This window comes from Kribbella sp. NBC_00382 (assembly GCF_036067295.1).
Lineage (GTDB): Bacteria > Actinomycetota > Actinomycetes > Propionibacteriales > Kribbellaceae > Kribbella.
The window spans coordinates 7,009,365-7,028,583 of the sequence record NZ_CP107954.1 but is presented as its reverse complement, the minus strand read 5'-3'; the positions used below and the strand labels follow the sequence as shown (position 1 = coordinate 7,028,583).

Here is a 19,219-nt window from a genome sequence, read left to right as displayed (position 1 = left end):
GACGGGCTGCACAGCCTCGCGACCTGGTTCTCACCTGCGGTGATGTCGCCGTCCATCAGCAGAACCAGGTGGTCCCGGGCCTCCGTGATGTGGGTCGGATGGTAATTGGTAACGGGATTGGTGGGGGAGTTGGAAAGATTTGTTCCTCTCTGGCGGAACCCGGCTGCCGGTGCGATCGTGCTTCGGAATGTGCCTAGGGGAGGGGAATCGGACAATGCTGTCTCGAACTAGGAAGTACGGCGCTGTGCTGGCCGCCGGGGTGGTGATCGCCTCGATGCTGGGGGCAACGCCCGCGGCGGTCGCGGCGAAGGGGCCGAAGGATCTTGGCTACGGCGACAAAGTGCTGTTGCAGAAGGCACGGACCAAAGGCCAGAAAACGGTCACGCTGCTGGTGGCGGCAGACCGGGGGAAGAGCAACCAGGTTGCCGCGAGCCTCGAAAAGCTCGGCGGCACCGTTGAGGAGCGCACCGACTCGGTGGGCTACCTGCGGGTGAAGATCAGCATCGACAAGGCGCAGGACGTCGCGAACGTCGCGGGCGTGACCACGGCTGACGTCGACGATCTGATCCCGCTCGACGATCCACGACCGCTTGGCAGCGAGGATCCCATCCCGCAGCAGGCGCCGAACGCGTCGACCGAGCGGGCCAACCCGTACCTGCCGACTCAGGACACCGGCGCGGCACAGTTCGTCAACACCAACCCGACCTGGGACGGCCGCGGTACCACGATCGGCATTCTCGACAGTGGCGTCGACCTGAGTCACCCGGCGCTGAACACGACCTCGACCGGAGAGCGCAAGATCGTCGACTGGGTCACCTACACCGACCCGACCTTCGTCGGCAACGTGAACGCCGACAACGACCCGACCTGGCTGAGGATGACTCAGTCGGTCGACGGGGCGACCGTCGGTCTGCCCGGCCAGACCGTCCGGACCGCCACGTTCAACGAACGCGACCCGCGGCTCGGCGGCGAAGTCGGGAACGACGTCAACCGGGACGGCAACCCGGCGGGGTCGTCCGGGCTTTTCCCGGTCGCGTGGAACAAGGACACCAGCACCGTCTGGGTGGACACGAACCAGAACGGCACCTTCGCCGACGACCAGGCCATGACCGACTACAAGGTCAGGTACGACACGGGCGTGTTCGGCACCGACAACCCGGCGACTCCGGTCAAGGAGTCGATGCCGTTCGTCGTACAGACCGACCCGGCCGACAACGCGGTGAACATCGGCATCGTCTCCGGCGCGCACGGTTCGAACGTCGCCGGTATCGCCGCGGGCAACAACATCTTCGGCGGGGCCGCCGACGGCGCCGCGCCGGGCGCGAAGCTGGTGTCCGTCCGGGTCTGCCTGTTCACTGCCGGCTGCACCAACCACGCGCTGCTCGAAGGGATGATCTACGCGGTCACCGTCGCGCACGTCGACGTGATCAACATGTCGATCGGCGGTCTGCCCGCGCTGAACGACGGCAACAACGCCCGCGCGGTGTTGTACAACCGGCTGATCAACGACTACGGCGTCCAGATGTTCATCTCGGCCGGCAACAGCGGCCCCGGGATGAACACGGTCGGCGACCCGTCCGTGGCGACCCAGGTCGTCAGCGTGGGTTCGTACATCAACAAGGACACCTGGATGTCGAACTACGGATCGCGGACCGGCCAGTACGACAACCTGCACGCGTTCTCCTCGCGTGGTCCGTCGGAGGACGGCGGCTTCAAGCCCCAGATCGTCGCAGCGGGTGCCGCGGTCTCGGCCGTCCCGACCTGGCAGAACGGTCAGCCGGTGGCCGGAACGTACGCGCTGCCGCCGGGGCTGGGCATGTTCAACGGGACCTCGATGGCCTCACCGCAGATGGCGGGCGCCGGTGCGTTGCTGTTGAGTGCCGCGAAGGCCAAGGGGATCACCGTAACGCCTGCCCAGTTGCGCAAGGCGCTGCTGTCGACGGCACGGTTCATGCCGGAGTACGGCGCTTATGAGCAGGGCAACGGTCTGGCCAGGGTCAGCGCTGCCTGGGACGACCTGAGGAAGAGTCCGCGGACCGACACCATCACCGCTGCGGTTCCGGTCAGCACGGCTCTGTCGGCTTTCCTCGCCACGCCTGGTGTGGGCACCGGCATCAACGACCGCGAAGGCGTCACGCAGGGCGTCCAGTACACCCGCACGTACACCTTGCGGCGCACGTCCGGCCCAGCCGGACCGGTGAACTACAAGCTGTCGTGGAAGGGAGAGGGTGGCATGTTCGAGGCGGCGGGCAACGTCACGCTGCCGCTCAACACGGACGTCATGTTGCCGGTCATCGTCAAGCCCACGAGCGCCGGAGCGCATTCGGCGATCCTGAACTTCGACGATCCCAGCTCACCGGGTATCGAGTTCCAGACACTGAACACGTTCGTCGTGCCGTACAGCCTGACGCAGGCGGCGGCCGCCAAGACGATCACCGGCAAGATCAACCGCAACCAGTTCCAGAGCTACTTCTTCCAGGTCCCCGCCGGGTCGCCGGCCTTCAAGGTCGACCTGACGGGTCCGAACGGCTCGGAGGGCACCGGCCAGGCGCGTTTCCTGCGGTTCCACCCGTACGGCGTGGCCAGCGAGGGCGACGTCAACAGCCTCTATTGCTACAGCCCGCCAGTACCGGGTGGGACTTGCCAGGGCGATCCGGCCAGCCGCACGGTGGCCAATCCGCAGGCGGGTGTGTGGGAGATCGTGGTTGAGGCACGGCGTACGTCGGACCGCACCCAAACTCCGTTCGTCCTGACGGCGGCGGTGCTCGGAGCGTCGGTGTCCCCGAACCCGGACGTGATCGCGTCGGCCACGCTGGGAACGCCGGTGAACCGCTCGTACACGATGACCAACTCGTTCGGGCCGTTCGTCGGGCGTGCGGTGGGAACCGCGCTGGGTAGCGCGAAGATCGCCACGCCGACGGCCACGGAGGGTGGAGCGCAGCAGCAGTTCGTCATGCAGGTACCGGCCGGAACGACCTCGCTGCGCGCCACGATCGGGAATGCGAGCGACCACGGCGCGGATCTCGACCTGTTCGCCTACAACTGCACGTCCGGAAGCTGTGTTCTGGCAGCGCAGAGTGCGGGCAGTACCGCGGAGGAAGCGATCACGGTGAACAACCCGGCGGCAGGAACCTGGGTCGTACTCGTCGACCCGTTCGCGGTACCGGCGGGATCCACGACCTACGACTACCGTGACGTGTTCAGCAACCCGGTCTACGGCTCCGTCGCCATCCCGGACCTCAACGCGTCCCGGGCCGCGGGCGCGCAATGGACCGTCCCGGCCACTGTGACCGCCAACGCTGCACCTGGAGCGGGACGAGTCCTGCTGGGAGGCGTCGAGGTCCGCACGGACTCCAGCGTCCTCATCGGAAAGGGAGACGTAATAATCCAGTCCCTGAGCTGACCCCGACCCCTGGCCGCGGAGGGCGCCCAACCCGGGCCCCCTCCCCGGCCAGGCCGACACAGACGACTCAGGCCTGCCGTCATACGAGTGTCCCGGGAGCGGCGCGATGAGGCGAAACCCGGGTACTGCAGGCGCTCGAGGATCCTGGGCCCGGATGGACGGGTTGGTTGTTGGCGAGGCGATGACTCGGTGACAGCACCCGGCTGTGCTGGCGATTCTCGAGAATCCTCGATACACGGGGTATGCGATCTATGGGCGGTGGCAGAAGGTCGAGGAGTTGCTCGATCCGGAAGATGTTGCCGCGGGCTACATCGCGAGGTTCAGGCGGTCGCCGCGCAGCTGGAGAAGCGCAAGCGGCGGACCGGCGGAGTGGCCGGGTGGTCATCGAGAAGCCGGCAACGGATCTCGAAGAAGCGGACCTGTGAGTTTCGGGGGCGGATCCGGTGTGGGATCTGTGCCAGGAAGATGGAGGGCGCGGCGAGGCATCAAGAGGTGAAGTACTACCGCTGAAATGCGCGGACCTTGCTGCCGGAATCGGCTACTGCGTTGGCGCATCGGTCGCAGATTTACCTTCGGAGGATCTGGTGACGCCGGCGATCAATCGGTGGATCGGGCAGTTGTTCGGGCCGTTGAATCGGCAGGTAACGATTGACTTACTTCTGGAGGCCGACGACAGTTCGGCGCGTCGCGACGGGCGTTGGATGCGGCGTTGGATCCGGCGGCGCTACGGGAGCAGTACAACGCTGCTGTGGGAGAGAAGCGGGTGGCTGAGGCGGTCATCACATAGGTGCATCCCAGGACGCCGGGGAGCCGCGAGGGGCTTGACGGGTATGTCGAGTTCGTGGGCGCATCACCAGGCGGTCGAGAGAGTATGGGCAACAAGAAAGCCGCGGACCTTAAGGTCTCCGGCTTGTTGTGTCCGAGGAGCAACACGCACCTTAACGACACGCCTCGCGCTCAACATGATCTCGCCTGCTGACGGTGCGGCAGGAATCGCCTGACGAGCTGGGTTCCGTGGGCTCAGTGCATGACGAGTGAGAAGAAGACGGCCGCCCACTCCCGCCTCCGCGCGCCGCCTCCTGACTCGCATACTGGAGTCGATCCCAGACCTGTCTGTCCCTTCCTGCGAGGCTCACTGAGGTTCGCCAGCACACCAGTTACTGTTGGCTGCCTGAGCGAAGCCTGACCGACTGTCGGCTGCTCGGTAGTTGGAGGATCGGTGAAGGAGCTGGGAGTCGATCTGGCTGAGGTCAAGATCGCCTTCGAACAGGTGCAGGATGAGCCGTTCGTACTGATCAAGGTGTCGGCCGAGGCTGCTGGACAGTGGGCGGAGTTGCTCGGCGTGCCGGCTCGACGCTGTTACCTGACGGACGAAGCGCTGGCCGCGAATGCTGAACGAACCGGATACTCACGATCCGAGATCGTCAAGGCAAAGACCCCGGATGCCGGGTCGGTGATGGCTGGGGACTTCGGAGAGCTTGTGACGGCGTTCTTCCTGGCGGCCAGAGAGCATCCCGTCGAGGTCAACGACCCGAAGAAGTGGCGGCTGAAGCAGGACCGGCTGAAGGCCGCACCCTACTCGGACGTCGTCCAGTTCATATTGCATGACTGGCCTACGCCGTCGGCCGATGATCGGCTGATCTGTGCGGAGGTCAAGACGAAGTCGACCAACGGCGCCTCAACTCCGATTGCATCGGCGATCGCCGACTCCCAGAAGGATCGGGAAGGGAGGCTCGCCAAGACGCTGCTCTGGCTGAAGGCGAGGGGGCTGGGCGAGGCCCTCGGCAGCGTGGACATCGAACAGCTCGATCGATTCATCAACGCCGTCGACCATCCGCCGGCCACCCGTGAGTTCCACGCGGTGGTAGTCATCTGCTCGAGTCTGGTCGATGCCGAGATCGCGGACGTTCAGGGTCCGGGCGACGAGTGCGCGCTTGTGGTGATCTCCGTGCCGGACCTCAAGTCGAACTACCAGGCGCTGTACGAGGCGATCGTGGCGAGCGCGATGGTGGAGACACAGCAGGCATGAGGCACAACCTTCGCAGCTGGATCGCCGATGCCGACACCAGACAAAGCATCAGGACCTTCGGCCTGGCGCGCCAACTCGACATCCTCGACTACCAGAACGGTCGAACGACCGACCTCTACTTCTCCCTGCTGGGCGAACTCTTCGATTCCCTTCGCCAGGAGTCGGATGACGCTCGAGATTGGGCGACCCTGGGCAACGCGCTCGCGCAATTGGGGGAGCGGCTGACCGGAGTCACTCGATCGGACGCCTTCTTCTTCGCCTCGGTGGCGTTCTACAGCGGCGGATACTCGGCTTCGGCCTACCTGACGATCAGGCGAGCCGACCCGGAGGACTGGGCGTCAGAGAACTACCGCGCTAGCTACGACCTCCTGGCGCGCCCGCATGAGCCTCGTTCGGAGCGGGTCCTCGAGTTGCTGGCTGCGCTACGCCGTGGTGATTCCGGCGCCGCTGACAGCGCCCTGCCTGATGCAGAGTCGGCTGTCCTGGATGCCCTGGCACAAGGCCCCGAGGAGTGGATCTCCCAACAGTCCTACGCCTCGCTACTTGCCAGATTCAGCCGGGTGAATCTTCGCTCGGTCCTCCCTGACGGGATGGCTCGGCGATGGGACCCGCTGGTCGATTCGTTTCTGGACCGCACACCTCCGGCCTGGGACTTCTTTCCCTCGCAGGTTCAGGCAATCGAAGCCGGCCTTCTGACCAGCGATGTGACCTACTCCCTCCAGATGCCCACCGGGGCAGGCAAAACCGCTTTGACGGAGACACTGATCTTCAGTCACCTGACCGAGCACCCGGACGATGTGGCCATACTGCTGGTCCCGTACCGCGCTCTTGCGCGGGAGCTGCGCGGCTCGCTGGCCAGGCGTCTCACGGACCTTGGGCTCCCGACCAGAACGGTCTACGGGGGGACTGTGCCGACTCCGGAAGAGTCGCAGGACCTGGATGCCGTCCGTGCCTTCATCGCGACTCCTGAAGCGCTCACCGGCCTGCTGGGCAGATCTACCGGACTGCTGTCGCGGATCTCGCTGGCCATCTGTGATGAGGGACATCTGCTGGACAGCGGTGCGCGAGGGATCGGGCTGGAGCTGCTTCTCGCCCGACTACGGGCTCGGGCTGAGCCACCGAGGGTGGTCTTCGTCTCCGCCATCGTCCCCAACATCGAAGAGATCAACAGCTGGCTCGGGGGTTCAGAGGACACCGTCGTCAGGAGTGACTACCGCCCCGCCGAGGCAGAGTACGCCGTACTGCGACCTGCTGGCAGAGGTCGAGGAATCACTGTTGGGTTGGAAGCACATCCGCTGTCCACGAACCTTCCTGCGCATACCCTGCCAGGTTTTCTTCAGGTCTCCGACTTCGAGTTCACCAACCTTCGTACGGGGCACAGGAACACCTACCCGTACTCATCATTCAAGACCCAGGCCCTTGCGGCCGCGCGCAAGTCGCTCGCTCTCGGTACGGTCGCCGTGTTCTCGACCACCAAGACTGGCCAGCAGGGAGTTATCGGCCTGGGTGAAGAGTTGATCGCGCAGATAGCAGCCGGTCTCCCTCTTCCGGACCCGTCGGATTTCGTCACTCATTCCGACGTCACGGAGGTCGCTGATTACCTGTCCCGGGAGTACGGCACCGAATGGATCGGTGCCCGGACCCTCCGTGTCGGAGCCGTTGTTCATCACGGCGATATCCCGCAGGAGACCCGCGAGGCGCTGGAGGAGCTACTGACTCGTCACCACGTCCGGATGGTGCTCTGCACCAGTACCTTGGCCGAAGGCGTCAACCTCCCGATCCGGACGATCGTTCTGTACGCTGTGCGTCGCCGAAATGCGGCCGGCCAAGCAGAACAGATGCTTGCACGAGACATCAGAAATCTCGCCGGCCGCGCCGAACGTGCGGGGAGCTCCACCAAGGGACTGGTCATTTGCGCCAATCCGAACGACTGGCCCGCCGTTCTGCCGGTCGCCACCGGGGAGCCTGGAGAGAACGTACACGGAGCGCTTCATCGTCTACTCGGCATCGTTCAGAATGCTGTGCGACAGAACGGAATCAACCTGACCAACCGCGTACTTGAAGCCAATGCGATCGTCTATCCGCTGGTCGACGGTATCGATGCCACCCTTGTCGAGCTTCTCCATGACGAACTCGGTGACGACGAATTCCAGGAACTCGCGTCATCACTGGCTGTCGGCACCTTCGCCGCCAGGCAACTCGACGAGGCCGGGCAGGTCATGCTGAGCAATGTCTTTGCGTTAAGGGCCGGCCAGGTCGCTGAACTCCGTGCCGGCGGTCGGCTGGGATGGATCCGCGAGACCGGCGCCAGGGTGCGACTGGTCGATTCGGTTGTCGATGATCTTGTACCGAGCTTCTCTCGATGGGATGAGGTCGAATCACCGCTGGACGAGGAGTTGCTGGAGGTCATGGTCAGCTGGGCGTACAAGCAGCGGGATTTCGAGCGCGACGTTCTCGCTGCCTACCGCATGCAGGACCTGCCCCCTGCGACCGATATCAGTCGACTCGTGCGGGCGTGGATCGAAGGCCGGACCTTCAGCGAGATGGCTCAGAACCTGAACTACGAGATCGATGCGTTGTTGCGCGTTCACAGCCAGGTAGTGAGCTACGCGTTCACGACACTGGTCGAACAGGCAACCGCGCTTCTCGGCCGCTACTTGGCTGACATCGGCATTGAACTGGCGGAAGCCGTAGTCGACCTTCCCGAGTATCTTCGGTTCGGTGTGCCGACGCCGGCTGCCAAGACAATGCTGGCAGCCGGGATTCGGCATCGACGCGCCGCGGTGGAGCTCGGAAACGATCCTTCGATGTCTTCTCCCGAGAATGCCCTGCGATCGCCTAGCGACCTGGCCCGGGAACTACTCGAGGATGAGGACCGCTGGCGCGGACTGCTCGGCGACTTCGTCTACCAGCGCACCCGGTCGGACGTGGCGCAGCGCACCGGCCGACAGGGATAGAACGCCCGTCGCGTTGGACAGACTTGTTCTCCAACGTGTCGGACTTACCGTCGTTCGTGCGCTCCTCATCCGCACATTGCCGACGCACAAGATTGACGAGACGAGGCGGCAGAGCGTGATCTGACGCAGACTGTACGAATGAGATCCTTTGATGTTGACGAGGCTGACCTTCCCGCACCTGGTGAGACCGTTGAGGTCGACCTAGGTGACGGGCTGGTTGCTCTGATCGAGAACACGAACGAGCCCGTTCAGGAGGAGGAGGTCGACGCTCCAGTTACCTATACAGCGGTGGAGACAGTGGGGGCTGCGACAGTGACTCATGCCGCGGCCGTTCATCAACGCGCTAGTCGCACACGGGTTGGGAGGTACACCTTGTGTTCAAGGCAAGGGTCTCGAACTGTCAAGCGACGGAAGAGAGACCTCCCGCTGACGGCCGTAACATGTGTTCAGTGCCGACAGCGTCTAGAGAGTGAAGGAATTCTCTAGAGCTTCGGGTTAGCCCCCTGGAAGTCGCCCTGCGGGCGGTCGGCTCGCATCCGGACATCTCAGCGGACAAGGGAACTACGGCGCCGAGCGGGTAGAGGAACACGAGGCGTTCATGCTCCAGGGACTGGAGAAGGGTAAGCCGCTCGAACTCGACGTGATACTTGCGAGTCAGCGCGTCGAGCGGCAGCCTTGGGGTATGGCTACTGCAAACCATGGACCTGTCGCCTCGAGCGCCGACGCTGCTGCGAGAGCAGAGGCGGCATTGAAGGCGTGCTCGCTTGAGTACGCCACACTGCGAACAGAAATTCTAAATACAAATGCGAGTCGTCATCAAATTCCCCTGATTGCGATTGGTGCAGCCAGCTTGGTGGCTGGGTTTACCCCCGACAGTAGTAGGTTGCCTGACTGGTTGGTGTACTCGGTGTCTGTGTTTTTGGTGATCCTAGGGATTGTTACTTGGTGGCATGCCGGGTGGGACATGGGGAAACTATCAACTCGCATAGCCCAAATTGAGAAGATCGTGACGGAGCTGATGACTGAGGCATACGGTCCCGAAGCGGAAGAATGGCTCTCATGGGAGACGAGTAAACAGAATCGTGAAGGTCTCGCTTGGCTGTTCCATGGACCTGGCCTAAGCCCTCTCGGACGCGAGGAGCTTAAGAAGATAAGGGAGGTCGGTGCGCACGGGGCGCGCCAGTGATCCGGCCCCGCGGCCGTCGGCCGGCCACCTACGTAGACGCAGCGTCAGGAGCTCCTCGTTCGAGGTTCTTCGATGCTTGTTCGAGTATCTCGCGACGTGTGCGGGTCCAATCGGTGGACCAGCTCTGATCTGGTTCGCGGTCGCGCGGCCGCCCTGCGTAACGCAGTCGCGTTGAGGGCGCCTGCAGCCGGTCTGCTCGTTTACAGCGACCGGGGCAGCCAATTCCGGTCCAAGAAATTCGTCCGGGCCCTCAAAACCCACCAACTGCGCGGCTCGATGGGCGGAGTCGGAGCCTGCGGCGACAACGCCGCCTCGGCAAACGCATCCGCGGCTGGCTCCGCGAACAAGGCATCCTGTCCGCCGCCGACCTCCGCCAAGCCGACGACGGCTCCCGCGTCCGGGTGGCCGGCGTCATCACCCACCGGCAACGCCCCGCCACCGCCTCCGGCGTCACCTTCATCAACCTCGAAGACGAAACCGGCATGGCCAACATCGTCGTCTCCATCGGCGCCTGGAACCACAACGCCAAGGTCGCCCGCGGCGCAGCCGCGGTCATCGTCACCGGCCGCATCCAACGCACCGGCCAAGTCGTCAACCTCAACGCCGAAAAGCTCCAACCCCTCCCACTCGCGGCCAAAACCAAATCCCGAGACTTTCGGTAACTCGACTGCTCCGAACGGCGCCGCTTCTGCATCCGAAAGTGCGCCGGCCGCTAGGCAGACTTGATCGCACCATGCACGGCGTTACCCTGAGCTACCGTCGCCGCTCGGCATAATTGCGCTGAAAGGGCAGACATCGATTTTGTCGCTGGTCACGGTAGGCGATCGATGGTGTCGAAATTCACGCTCGGACGCCGTAAAGCAGCCTGTTTCTCTCAATATTCGTTGCGTGAAACGGGCTGCGCTCATCGGTTGGCGATGGTTGCGGGGAATCGTTTGGATCGACGGGCCACACAATCTCTACGATCTTGCTGCAGAGCGGTACAACTAGTGGAACGAGATCGTCACCAAGGGTCGTCGCACGTAGCAGCACATCTGGTCCACTGGTATCAGCCCACACCTCGCGGCGCTTCAAGACTTTGGCATGCTCCACGAATGCGTCGGCGACATCTCCTGGGAGGGTGACGCGTTCCTCGGTTCCGTTCGTATTTCTTCCCTGGAACCCGACGGTCTGGTGTGGTTCGGCATGAATAGTGTTACGCAGTGACTTGATGATCCCGAAGATTGCCTGGGTATTGGCATCGGCTAAAACCTGGGTCAGAGATGGCCGGTCTCTGCAGATCTTGTCGGCGAAATTCTTTGACCCCCACGCGCACTGTTGTCGTTGTAGGCCAAGCTCCAGATGCTCGTTTGCCGCCCGCGCGAGCGAATCGAGGGCGCCACCTGCGGCGAGCGCCATTGACTCTAGTTCAAGGGCCGGGCTGGGGCGGGGAGCCTTCGATGCCACCTGCAGCGAACCGACTAGCAGCCTATCCCTGCAGTCGAGCATGTGCTCGACTCGGGTGATAGTGGCTCTCAGTAGACCCGCCCACGGCACTGACCGACTCTCTGCTCGCATCGGTGTCCGTACGAAGTCCATTAGACGTGTTGCTTCAACGAGCCGTGCCCAGTGTGCGCTTAGGGTCAGCCCTGACGGATGGTTCGACAGGATTACGTCGTTGGCTAGCCGCATGTGTAAACCGATGATTGCGAGTGCACTTTCGGCAGAGACGACGTTTATTTGCCTGTCTCTGAAATCTGGGTGTAGTAACAACGGAGAATCGGTTACGAACATATGGATACCCAAAGCCATTGTGGCAATGCTGGCGACATAGGCGTCGCTGCTAGGGGCAGGATCCAGTCCCAATTCTTTTGCCCAGCGCTCTGCTATTGCCTGATTGTTCGCGGTTGGTCCAGCGTTGGCGAGACGGCGAGTGCTGCCATCGTGCGTTAGTGAAGAGATACCGCCGTCCCCGTCATGGGTGTGAGGCGAGATGCAGCGGTACTCCCCGGGGCCGATGGTTTCACTAGAGGCTGCGCGCCAGACTGTGAACCGGTCAGCCCTGGCCAACTCTGATAGCAGCACACGAGCCGTGTCACCCGCCTCGGCGGCCTGCAGGGCAGGGTCGAGCGCCCAAGCCAATGAGGAAAGTTTCACCTCGAAGTCGAAGGGTGAGATCCTACCGAATCGCGTTCGTTCTCCTAGATCTATTCTGGGCCACACGCTGAGGATTCTAGGGCTTCGGTCGACGATAGACACCTGCCCTCCGCGACGGCTCAGGTGGGACAACTTTACTGGCGCACGGCGGCACCAGCGGCCCTAGGTAGCAAATGGTGGCGGCGGCGAGCACGGCCCGGATGGGCTGCCTGGCGTGCCAGCGCTCGCCGGCCCCTCAGCGTCACGACAGATACACCTTCTCAACAGATCGACTAATGAGGCGACCGTCAGTTGGTGCCGTCGACCTCGACGACCCTGATGTACCACTACGTGCGATCACTGGCCAGCCGTTGCAGCCCAAGTGGCTCAGCTGAGCCACTATTGCGAGATGGACCTCGTTACATGGACTGGCTACTTACTTGAGTTCTTCGGATTGATGTTCGCTGCGGCTGGGTTGATCAATACGTGGAAAGAGAACGCCCACGGGCAGTCTTTCCTATCGCCGGGGCTTGACCGTAGATGGCAGTGGGTCCGTGTGCATGTCTTCCGACTTCGGCCGCGCGCGGTCACGCTCAACGTCCATGACATCTCACAGTTGCAGATGAGCGACCAGGCAACAATCAGCCAGGCCAGGAACGGCTCTCATGCCTACGTGGCCCAGGTACTGGGCGCTTTCAGGCCAGCGCCAGGATTCAGAGGGAGAAGAGGTGGCGTTGCAGCAGCGACAACTCGTGCCCCACTTAGATCGATGTCCGTGCCTGAGAATACGGAGGCAGCGAAGTCGACGGTCCCGCCCGAGAAGGTGGCGCCGGCGAAGGGCGCTGTGCCGCCTGAGAAGGTGGCGCCGCGGAAGTCGACTGTGCCGCCGGAGAACGTCGCACTGCGGAAGTCGACTGTGCCGCCGGAAAACTCCGCGTCACCGAAGCCAACGCTGCCACCGGAAAATTCAGTGGCAACGAAGCGGACTGTGGCGCCAGAGAACTTGGCTCCACTGTAATGAACGTGGGCGCCGGAGAATCTGGCGCCGTCGAACCTGACGATGCCACCAGAAAACTGGGAGCCGCGCAGGCCCAGAAGACTGGCTAGGTGGCCGGAGTGCCCGATGCCGCTGAAGTGGATTGTTCCACCCGAAAATCTGGCGAACTCAAAGCCCACCACACTGCCGGAGAACGTCGCTTCGCTCAGAGTGAGGGTTCCGCCGGAAAACTTGGCCCCAGCGAAGTTGACTTTGCCACCGGAAAACTTGGCGCTACCGAAGCTGACGTCTCCGCCGGAGAACTTGGCCTGGAGAAAGTCCACAGTACTGCCGGAGAACTCGGCGCCCTTGTACTGGACTGTCGCGCCGGAAAACTCGGCAGAGCTGAAGTCGACGGAACCGCCCACGAACTTGGCGCCGACGAAGCTGACCGTACCTCCGGAGAACACAGCGCGGCTGAAGTTGCCACCGTCAAAGACAGCTCCGGTGAAGTCTAGATCGTGCCCGCACCATGATGTTGTTGCTTCGGGTCGTAGATGGGCGGTGATGAGGCGGATGAGGGTGAGGCGGACCTCCCCTTCACCGGGCTCGCACTTCTGTGGATCGTATGGCAGCCGCAAGTGGGCGCATAGAACGTCGAGGCACTGCTGCCGCTGTTGGGTCCAGTCATCGGCCAGTCGCGACAGGGCGTAGATACCGGCGAGGCGAACGGCGGCCTTGTCATGGCCGAGAAGATCGGCGGCGTCCTGATAGCGGCTGCTGAACAGTCGTTGGTCGTCGCGGTGGCTCGCTGTCTCCTCGACCCGAGCACGGCGGTAGCCGATGATGACGGCGACAGCGGCTCCAACTCCCGCGGCCAGTCCAAGGGCGATCTTCGCCACGTCTGCCAGCAGCTTCTGCTGTTCGAGCTGCGTGCCTGAAGGCCGCTGTGGTAGGTCAAGCAACCAGGCGAGCAGCAGGTAAAGCGCGGCTGCCCCGAGCAGCGCAGCCGCGACAGCCGCGGTTGCTTGCCAAACCAGCGGCACCATCGTGGGGGTCAGTCCTGTTGCATCCTTGCGGCGATCGCCCATAGCGCGATCAGTGGACTGCCGACGTAACACTGCGCCCCCAAGTCCTAACTCGCATCCGGGTACGAAATTGAACCCTCCACTGAAGGTGCCTGCATCGCCACCGCCTGTCTAGACCGTTCTCCATAAGCCGTCGCCGACTGAGCTGTGGATCCGTAGTCCAGCCAAGTCCGCCGTTCAGCGGCTGAACCGCCGGTTTCGTGACCAGATGCCCTCAGCGAAGGCGGGATCTTCCTTGAACCGTGAGGTGATCGACGGCGGCGTCCTCGGCCCGATCGACCAGCCAGAGGTAGTCATCGCAGGGCTCTATCGCGAGACGAGCTGGTCGTCGTCGGGCGAACCGTCGCGCTGACGCCTACGCAGTCAGCCGAGCTTGCCGCCGTCTTACGGCCCGCGAAGAAGCGCCATCCGTGGCCGGACGAGATCACCTCGCAGCGTTGGGTCGGCAGAGACTCCACGAAGCCGCTGACCAAGGTCGACCCCGTTGTGGTCGCCGGCGTCACCGCCGACGCGGCTATGCAGGCAGGCCAGGCCCGACACCCAGCCAGTTCTTTTGCAGCTACCTGCAATGCGCAGTGAACGTCACTGGGCCTGCTTCTGTGGTCTTTCGATGGGGCGGCGCACCCGACCCACGCCACACCCACAGCAATGTCCGGTACGCAGTCAGGAAACCTGGCTCACCGGGCGAGGTTTCGGCGACGACCTGCTCAGCGGCGACGGTCTCGGCCGCGATCAGCTCCTCATATGCCTTCACGTTGCCGTAGCCCGACGACAGTTTCCACAGGATCGCGCCAAGGTCCGCCGGCCAGGGGGCACGCTGTCAGCGCACTAGCGCGACGATGACACCGAGGACGCCGACGATCGCACCGGCAGCTCCCCAGCGTACCTCCCAGTTCGGCGGGTTCTTGATCTGGTCGGCGCGCAGTTGAAACCGCGGCCGGCGATCGATCAACTCGATGGCCAGGAAGAAGAGAGCGACGAAGGGGAGTGGGATCGCCCAGGATTGCCAGCCGCCGGAGAAGGACTCCCGGAGGGTTTGTCCTTGGCCCGTCAAAGCGAGGACCCCCACGAGGGTTGCCCAGGTACCGAGCAGGAGCAACGTCATCCACGCCATCAGCGCGCCGGGCTTGAAGATTGCGCTTCTGGTCTTCAACAACCACTGGGGGGTCCGACGCAAGCTCTCGAAGCGGTGTTGGATGGCTCGGCCCCGCTCCCGCGCCTGGCCGATGCCGTGCACATCAATGAGTCCACGGCGTCTTCCGAAGCTGAGTTGCAATTCGAGGGCCGTGCCGTCGCCGTACTGCACCGCCACCGCGAATGCTCCTACGTCGCGTGGGTTCGCGACATTTTTCAGGTCGTCAGGCTGCTCCAGGTGTATGAGCTCGCCGACGTCGTGCCAGTACAGGGTGACGGCCGCGTCAACGGTGTCCTCGAGCACTAGTTGAGTCAGGTCAAGCACCTCCGCCACAGTCATCGATAGCCGCGGAAGAAAGGTGCGGTCAGGTTTCGGCGGCGGAGCGAGTAGCCTGCGTGGCTTCTTCACCGTCGCGTCGCTTTGCGGCATCTGGACTACATTCTGTGGATCTTCATCAGCACTCGGCTGATCGGGGCCTTCTGTTGGTTTGCTCATCAAGACTCCTTCGTGTGCGCGTTAGACGCGGGAACAGCTGCAATGGCGCCCTCAATACCTCCAGCGGCGTTACGCCGCTGCGGGGAGTACCGCTCACCGTGCGGTCGCGCTCCTGGTCGCGGCAGGGTGGCCAGAGCGGCCCGCGACGTGCGAGCCACAGTCGTACGACCGCCGGCCGCAATCAACTTGGTCGGCCTTCAGGCAGGCACTAGGTCAATGCGGTGTTTCTGCGCTGCACGACTCTTGTGCATTCCGCGCCTTGAATCTGCCGAAGCTGACAGGGTGAGCGGCCCTAGTAGCCTGAGGGAAAGGTCGCTACGCTACCCACGAGCATCAGGTAGGCGGATCAGGGGGATGGCATGAAGGCCGACAATTGGCGCGATATCGCTGTGGGGGCTGGGCTCCTCATTGCTTTGGCGAGCGCCATCTTCACATATTTGACTATCCCGCCCAAGCGGCGGCTGAGTATCTCGGTTACGGAGATTCCAATCTTCTCTCGCAGCCCCGCCGCGCCTGACATCGGGAATCGTGTAACGATTCAGCATGCTGAATTCGGGGCGCTCGTCGACCCGCGTATTGTGTTGGTGGGAATTCGCAACACGGGCAGAGCCGACATAGCATCATCTCAGTTTGATCAGAATCAGCCGTTGCGTGTTGACCTGGGTCTGCGCATCCTCGAACTTCTAGAAGTGGGCAGCAGTTTGCCTGCCCAAATCGCTCCTGCGGCGGACTTTGATGAGTCGTCGCTTTTGATTAAACCAGGTCTGATCAGCCGCAAGCAACAGATCACTTGTCCGTGCCTCATTGATGGCCCAGTCGACCTCAGCATCAAGCACGCTTTTGTGGGGGTCAAGTTGGACTTGGCGCCAGCTGGATCGACCGAGCTACCTGAGACCATCATGAAACTCTCGCTCACAAGATTGATGATTGGCGTTGCGCTGCTGTTCATCATCGACAGTTTAGCGCCTGCGCCGACTTGGCTGGTGGCGTCCGTGGCGCTGATGGCATACACGGGGACCAACTCAGTGCTACGCGCGCTTGAACTCAAAGCACTTCGACGGAAGGTGGGCTTGTAGCCATGGGCTTCGATACATATCTAGAAATCGACGGAAAAACGGCGCTTCAATGGCGCAAGTACGCTAGCTCTTTGCCGTGTCTATTGTTCCGGCATGACCAGGTGAAAGTAGAGCGCGCTGTTGACGAGAACGATGAGGTATTCGTGTCGGTGCGTTATGAGTCTACGGCTGGTGAGGTGCTCGAGACCCTGTCCCGGTCGGGCTTGGGATGGAATGCAACACTGGCTGCCTATTCGGAGATTCGGCAAGGAGGCTTGGCCGCAGGCCTTTTGGCTGGGTCCGCTCTTGCGAGGGGTGATAGCCGAAGTGTCATAGAGCGTAGAGCCGCTGAGTTCGAGAATCTGGGCGCCGAGGTCGATCTGACAGCGCTTGGCGCCACGATTGGCGCGAACTGGAATGACCCGGACGCCGAAGAGGTCGTCATCCTTAAAGATCTGACCTATGACGGGCAAGTCTCTTCATACTATTCGACCGAATTAATGGAAATATTTCAAATTGCGGAGAAGCTAGACGGCGTTGATGAATTCTGTGTAGCACGGGCGGTGGAAACTTGGGTGGTGATGCAAGTTGAGGCGCCGCTCATCGGCTGGCCCATGCTGATTTGCACCTTTCTTGCCGCACTGCCTCCCTCAACCCCTATCGCTTACGACCTTACCGAAGACGCGATGCATGGGCACATGGACAGCATTACTACTGTCGATGAAGGTCGGGCGTACGCGTCTGCATACTGGTCGGACTCTTCCGAAAGCCTTGTCGGATCTGCTCGCCAGCTGGGGCGCTTGTTTGGCGTCCTGGCCTCTTTCGCCGGCGGGGCTCTGGGTGAAGCGTTCTGGCTGGCTACCGCCGCCGATCGACTGTCGAGACTTAAGGCGTTGAATATGACGCCAGAGGCCTCGACGACGAAGGCTCGTGGTGATGCCCTCGAGGAACTTATGGAGGCAATGCTACGAGCCGAGGAACCCGAGTTGAGCGTGGTTGAGAAGAACTATCGAACAAGCGAGGAGGAAATCGACCTCGTTGTAAGCAATAGCTTGACAGACCCGTTCTGGATGGCGCAGGGAAGCCCGATAATTCTGATTGAATGCAAGAATTGGAAAGAAAAGATCGGTGTCCCTGAACTCCGCGTGCTGGAATCCAAGATCAAGGACCGAGGGGCCATCTGTAAAGTGGGAGTCTTCGTCTCAATATCCGGCTTTGCGTCAACTTCACTTGAGAGATTGAAAGATTTCCAGAGTTCGGACGGGATGATATATGCCATTGATGGCGCAGACCTTGAGTACATCATCAGCGCCAAGGTTAAGCTGAGCGAGTGGCTTCGCCGCGAGGGTGTGAAGCGCGCCTTGGGCACCAAGTGTTGATTAGGCGCCCTCCTGTCGTGGCCCGGAGTTCGCATCAGGCCATGAGGCCCACTCGTATTCGTCCGCGCAGTCTTCCATGAGAGCCTGTCCTCCACATTTCGGGCAATATTCAGAATCGCACAGAGGCCCGTGGAATTGGCCCACTAGGGCAGCGCAGTCATGGCACGGCCGCGTCGGAAGTGATTGTCCGCCCTCACGCGTATCTCCAAACGGGATGCGCTGGAATGGCTCGCCATCGATGCGAACATGGGTGAAGTATTGTGCGTCTACTAGTTGACTGGGCCATTCCCGGTGGACCATCTCACCGTGATATAACACGTACTCTCTCTTGAACTCCTCCATGAACGCGGCTTCTGCCGACCAGTATGCCTGATCGATTTCGTCGTGCAGCTCTTCTCCCAGTTCCTGTCCGTGAAGCACGTGCGCGAATTCGAATAGATCTATAAATGCGGCACGGAGTTGCTCACTCGTCGCTTGTGTGCTGAAATGAATGATCGAGTTTCGAATGTCGCGCGATCGCTTCAGTCGGGCGAGGTCATCTTCGTCAAATTTGACATTGCATACGCGGAGCCTCTTTATCGCAATATCCATGCTGACGGTATGGCCACTACCTTCGTCAACCTTGGTGTAGATCAGAATTGCGTGCTCGCGCCGAAGTCGTTCCTTCAGGAATAGCTCGACAGCGGTCGCGATGTCGATGATCGCGAACCTCCAACGCTTCGGTTCATTTGTAGCCGCGTCGGCCTCTTGGAGGGAATGTTCGACGAAGCCGTAGGCGCTTTCGAGGAGAGGTGACAATGGGTTGGGTGTTTCCTGTGAACTCATTACTTGCCTCAAGTTGCTTTCCGCATCATTTGGTCGTTGCCCGGTCTGCATGGCGATCGTCGGGGCATCGGCTGGCTGCCAGTGGGCGATTCATGCGTCGTCATGTCCTTTACCCCACTGACTGCGCCGGCCACGACCGCCGCGACTACCAATGACACCGGATCCATCAGACCGTCCCAGTCAGGCCCGGAAACAAGGACCATCCAAACACATCGCAGTCTGTCTCACGTATCGTCACGATGTCGATCCCCGGCCCCCTTTGAACTGGTGGCCATTCGTTCTGTGTTCCCTCCTGACAGCGTCCCCGATTACCTGATTCGCCGACGCAGGAACCTAGTCACTGGAAGGGATCGGTGATCGTTGGCATGTGAGTGTTCGAACTGGCTCGCCTGGTTAAGGGGGCCATGCAGCCAGTGCGACGACAGCGAGGGCCGCGCCGGACCCTGTTGCGAACAGCTCGAGTCGGGACCGTCGGTGTGTTACGTCGAGGGCAGCACTCAGAGACAGGTCGCGAGCGTGGTGCGAAACATGGTGCGAAACAGGGGCGAGTGACGTTGCTAGAGTCGTCTAATGCAG

12 protein-coding genes and 1 pseudogene are annotated in these 19,219 nt (G+C 62.1%); 9 read left to right on the top strand and 4 right to left on the bottom strand.

The annotated features are described in order from the left end of the window. Positions 1 to 214: 214 nt before the first annotated feature. The 6 genes and pseudogenes from OHA70_RS33250 to OHA70_RS33225 all read left to right on the top strand — a co-directional run bounded on the left by OHA70_RS33250 (position 215) and on the right by OHA70_RS33225 (position 10,237). A complete protein-coding gene (locus tag OHA70_RS33250; RefSeq protein WP_328324428.1) occupies positions 215 to 3,403 on the top strand; it encodes a S8 family serine peptidase in 3,189 nt (1,062 codons plus the stop codon). Between the two features lie 1,219 nt (positions 3,404 to 4,622). Continuing rightward, positions 4,623 to 5,432 carry a hypothetical protein gene (locus OHA70_RS33245; RefSeq protein WP_328324426.1) on the top strand — a complete coding sequence of 270 codons (810 nt, stop codon included), beginning with the start codon at positions 4,623 to 4,625 and terminating at the stop codon, positions 5,430 to 5,432. A gap of 209 nt (positions 5,433 to 5,641) precedes the next feature. After that, complete coding sequence (locus OHA70_RS33240) at positions 5,642 to 8,389, top strand: DEAD/DEAH box helicase (protein ID WP_328324424.1); 2,748 nt, start codon at positions 5,642 to 5,644, stop codon at positions 8,387 to 8,389. A gap of 598 nt (positions 8,390 to 8,987) precedes the next feature. Then, positions 8,988 to 9,575 carry a hypothetical protein gene (locus OHA70_RS33235; protein ID WP_328324422.1) on the top strand — a complete coding sequence of 196 codons (588 nt, stop codon included), beginning with the start codon at positions 8,988 to 8,990 and terminating at the stop codon, positions 9,573 to 9,575. Between the two features lie 147 nt (positions 9,576 to 9,722). Then, a pseudogene (locus tag OHA70_RS33230) lies at positions 9,723 to 9,887 on the top strand (IS3 family transposase); the annotation flags it as partial. Positions 9,888 to 9,976: 89 nt separating this feature from the next. Continuing rightward, positions 9,977 to 10,237 carry an OB-fold nucleic acid binding domain-containing protein gene (locus OHA70_RS33225; protein ID WP_328324420.1) on the top strand — a complete coding sequence of 87 codons (261 nt, stop codon included), beginning with the start codon at positions 9,977 to 9,979 and terminating at the stop codon, positions 10,235 to 10,237. Between the two features lie 178 nt (positions 10,238 to 10,415). Here OHA70_RS33225 and OHA70_RS33220 read toward each other — a convergent pair whose 3' ends face one another. Both OHA70_RS33220 and OHA70_RS33215 read right to left on the bottom strand, forming a co-directional pair. Then, on the bottom strand, positions 10,416 to 10,973 hold the full coding sequence (locus OHA70_RS33220) for a hypothetical protein (protein WP_328324418.1): 558 nt from the start codon (positions 10,971 to 10,973) through the stop codon (positions 10,416 to 10,418). Positions 10,974 to 12,359: 1,386 nt separating this feature from the next. After that, positions 12,360 to 13,715: a pentapeptide repeat-containing protein gene (locus OHA70_RS33215; RefSeq protein ID WP_328324416.1), complete on the bottom strand. Its 1,356-nt coding sequence runs from the start codon at positions 13,713 to 13,715 to the stop codon at positions 12,360 to 12,362. Between the two features lie 247 nt (positions 13,716 to 13,962). Here OHA70_RS33215 and OHA70_RS33210 point away from each other — a divergent pair, with 247 nt between their 5' ends. Then, positions 13,963 to 14,106, top strand: coding sequence for a hypothetical protein (locus tag OHA70_RS33210; protein WP_328324414.1), 144 nt, complete (start codon positions 13,963 to 13,965; stop codon positions 14,104 to 14,106). A 468-nt stretch (positions 14,107 to 14,574) separates the two neighbouring features. On the opposite strand, the gene OHA70_RS33205 is transcribed toward OHA70_RS33210, so the two are convergent. Continuing rightward, positions 14,575 to 15,213 (bottom strand): hypothetical protein, encoded by a 639-nt coding sequence (locus OHA70_RS33205; protein ID WP_328324412.1) that lies wholly within the window; start codon positions 15,211 to 15,213, stop codon positions 14,575 to 14,577. 530 nt (positions 15,214 to 15,743) lie between these two features. Between OHA70_RS33205 and OHA70_RS33200 the strand changes: the two genes are divergently transcribed. Both OHA70_RS33200 and OHA70_RS33195 read left to right on the top strand, forming a co-directional pair. Continuing rightward, positions 15,744 to 16,460, top strand: a complete 717-nt coding sequence (locus OHA70_RS33200; RefSeq protein ID WP_328324410.1) for a hypothetical protein — start codon at positions 15,744 to 15,746, stop codon at positions 16,458 to 16,460. Positions 16,461 to 16,462: 2 nt separating this feature from the next. Continuing rightward, positions 16,463 to 17,818: a restriction endonuclease gene (locus tag OHA70_RS33195; RefSeq protein WP_328324408.1), complete on the top strand. Its 1,356-nt coding sequence runs from the start codon at positions 16,463 to 16,465 to the stop codon at positions 17,816 to 17,818. Here OHA70_RS33195 and OHA70_RS33190 read toward each other — a convergent pair whose 3' ends face one another. Continuing rightward, positions 17,819 to 18,643: a hypothetical protein gene (locus OHA70_RS33190; RefSeq protein WP_328324406.1), complete on the bottom strand. Its 825-nt coding sequence runs from the start codon at positions 18,641 to 18,643 to the stop codon at positions 17,819 to 17,821. Positions 18,644 to 19,219 lie beyond the last annotated feature (576 nt).

Excerpts from the sequence above, each read along its gene's own strand:
- OHA70_RS33250 (WP_328324428.1), top strand. The coding sequence starts at position 215 with ATGCTGTCTCGAACTAGGAAGTACGGCGCTGTGCTGGCCGCCGGGGTG.
- OHA70_RS33235 (WP_328324422.1), top strand. The coding sequence starts at position 8,988 with ATGCTCCAGGGACTGGAGAAGGGTAAGCCGCTCGAACTCGACGTGATA.
- OHA70_RS33220 (WP_328324418.1), bottom strand. The coding sequence starts at position 10,973 with ATGGCGCTCGCCGCAGGTGGCGCCCTCGATTCGCTCGCGCGGGCGGCA.
- OHA70_RS33215 (WP_328324416.1), bottom strand. The coding sequence starts at position 13,715 with ATGGTGCCGCTGGTTTGGCAAGCAACCGCGGCTGTCGCGGCTGCGCTG.
- OHA70_RS33210 (WP_328324414.1), top strand. The coding sequence starts at position 13,963 with ATGCCCTCAGCGAAGGCGGGATCTTCCTTGAACCGTGAGGTGATCGAC.
- OHA70_RS33200 (WP_328324410.1), top strand. The coding sequence starts at position 15,744 with ATGAAGGCCGACAATTGGCGCGATATCGCTGTGGGGGCTGGGCTCCTC.
- OHA70_RS33195 (WP_328324408.1), top strand. The coding sequence starts at position 16,463 with ATGGGCTTCGATACATATCTAGAAATCGACGGAAAAACGGCGCTTCAA.
- OHA70_RS33190 (WP_328324406.1), bottom strand. The coding sequence starts at position 18,643 with ATGAGTTCACAGGAAACACCCAACCCATTGTCACCTCTCCTCGAAAGC.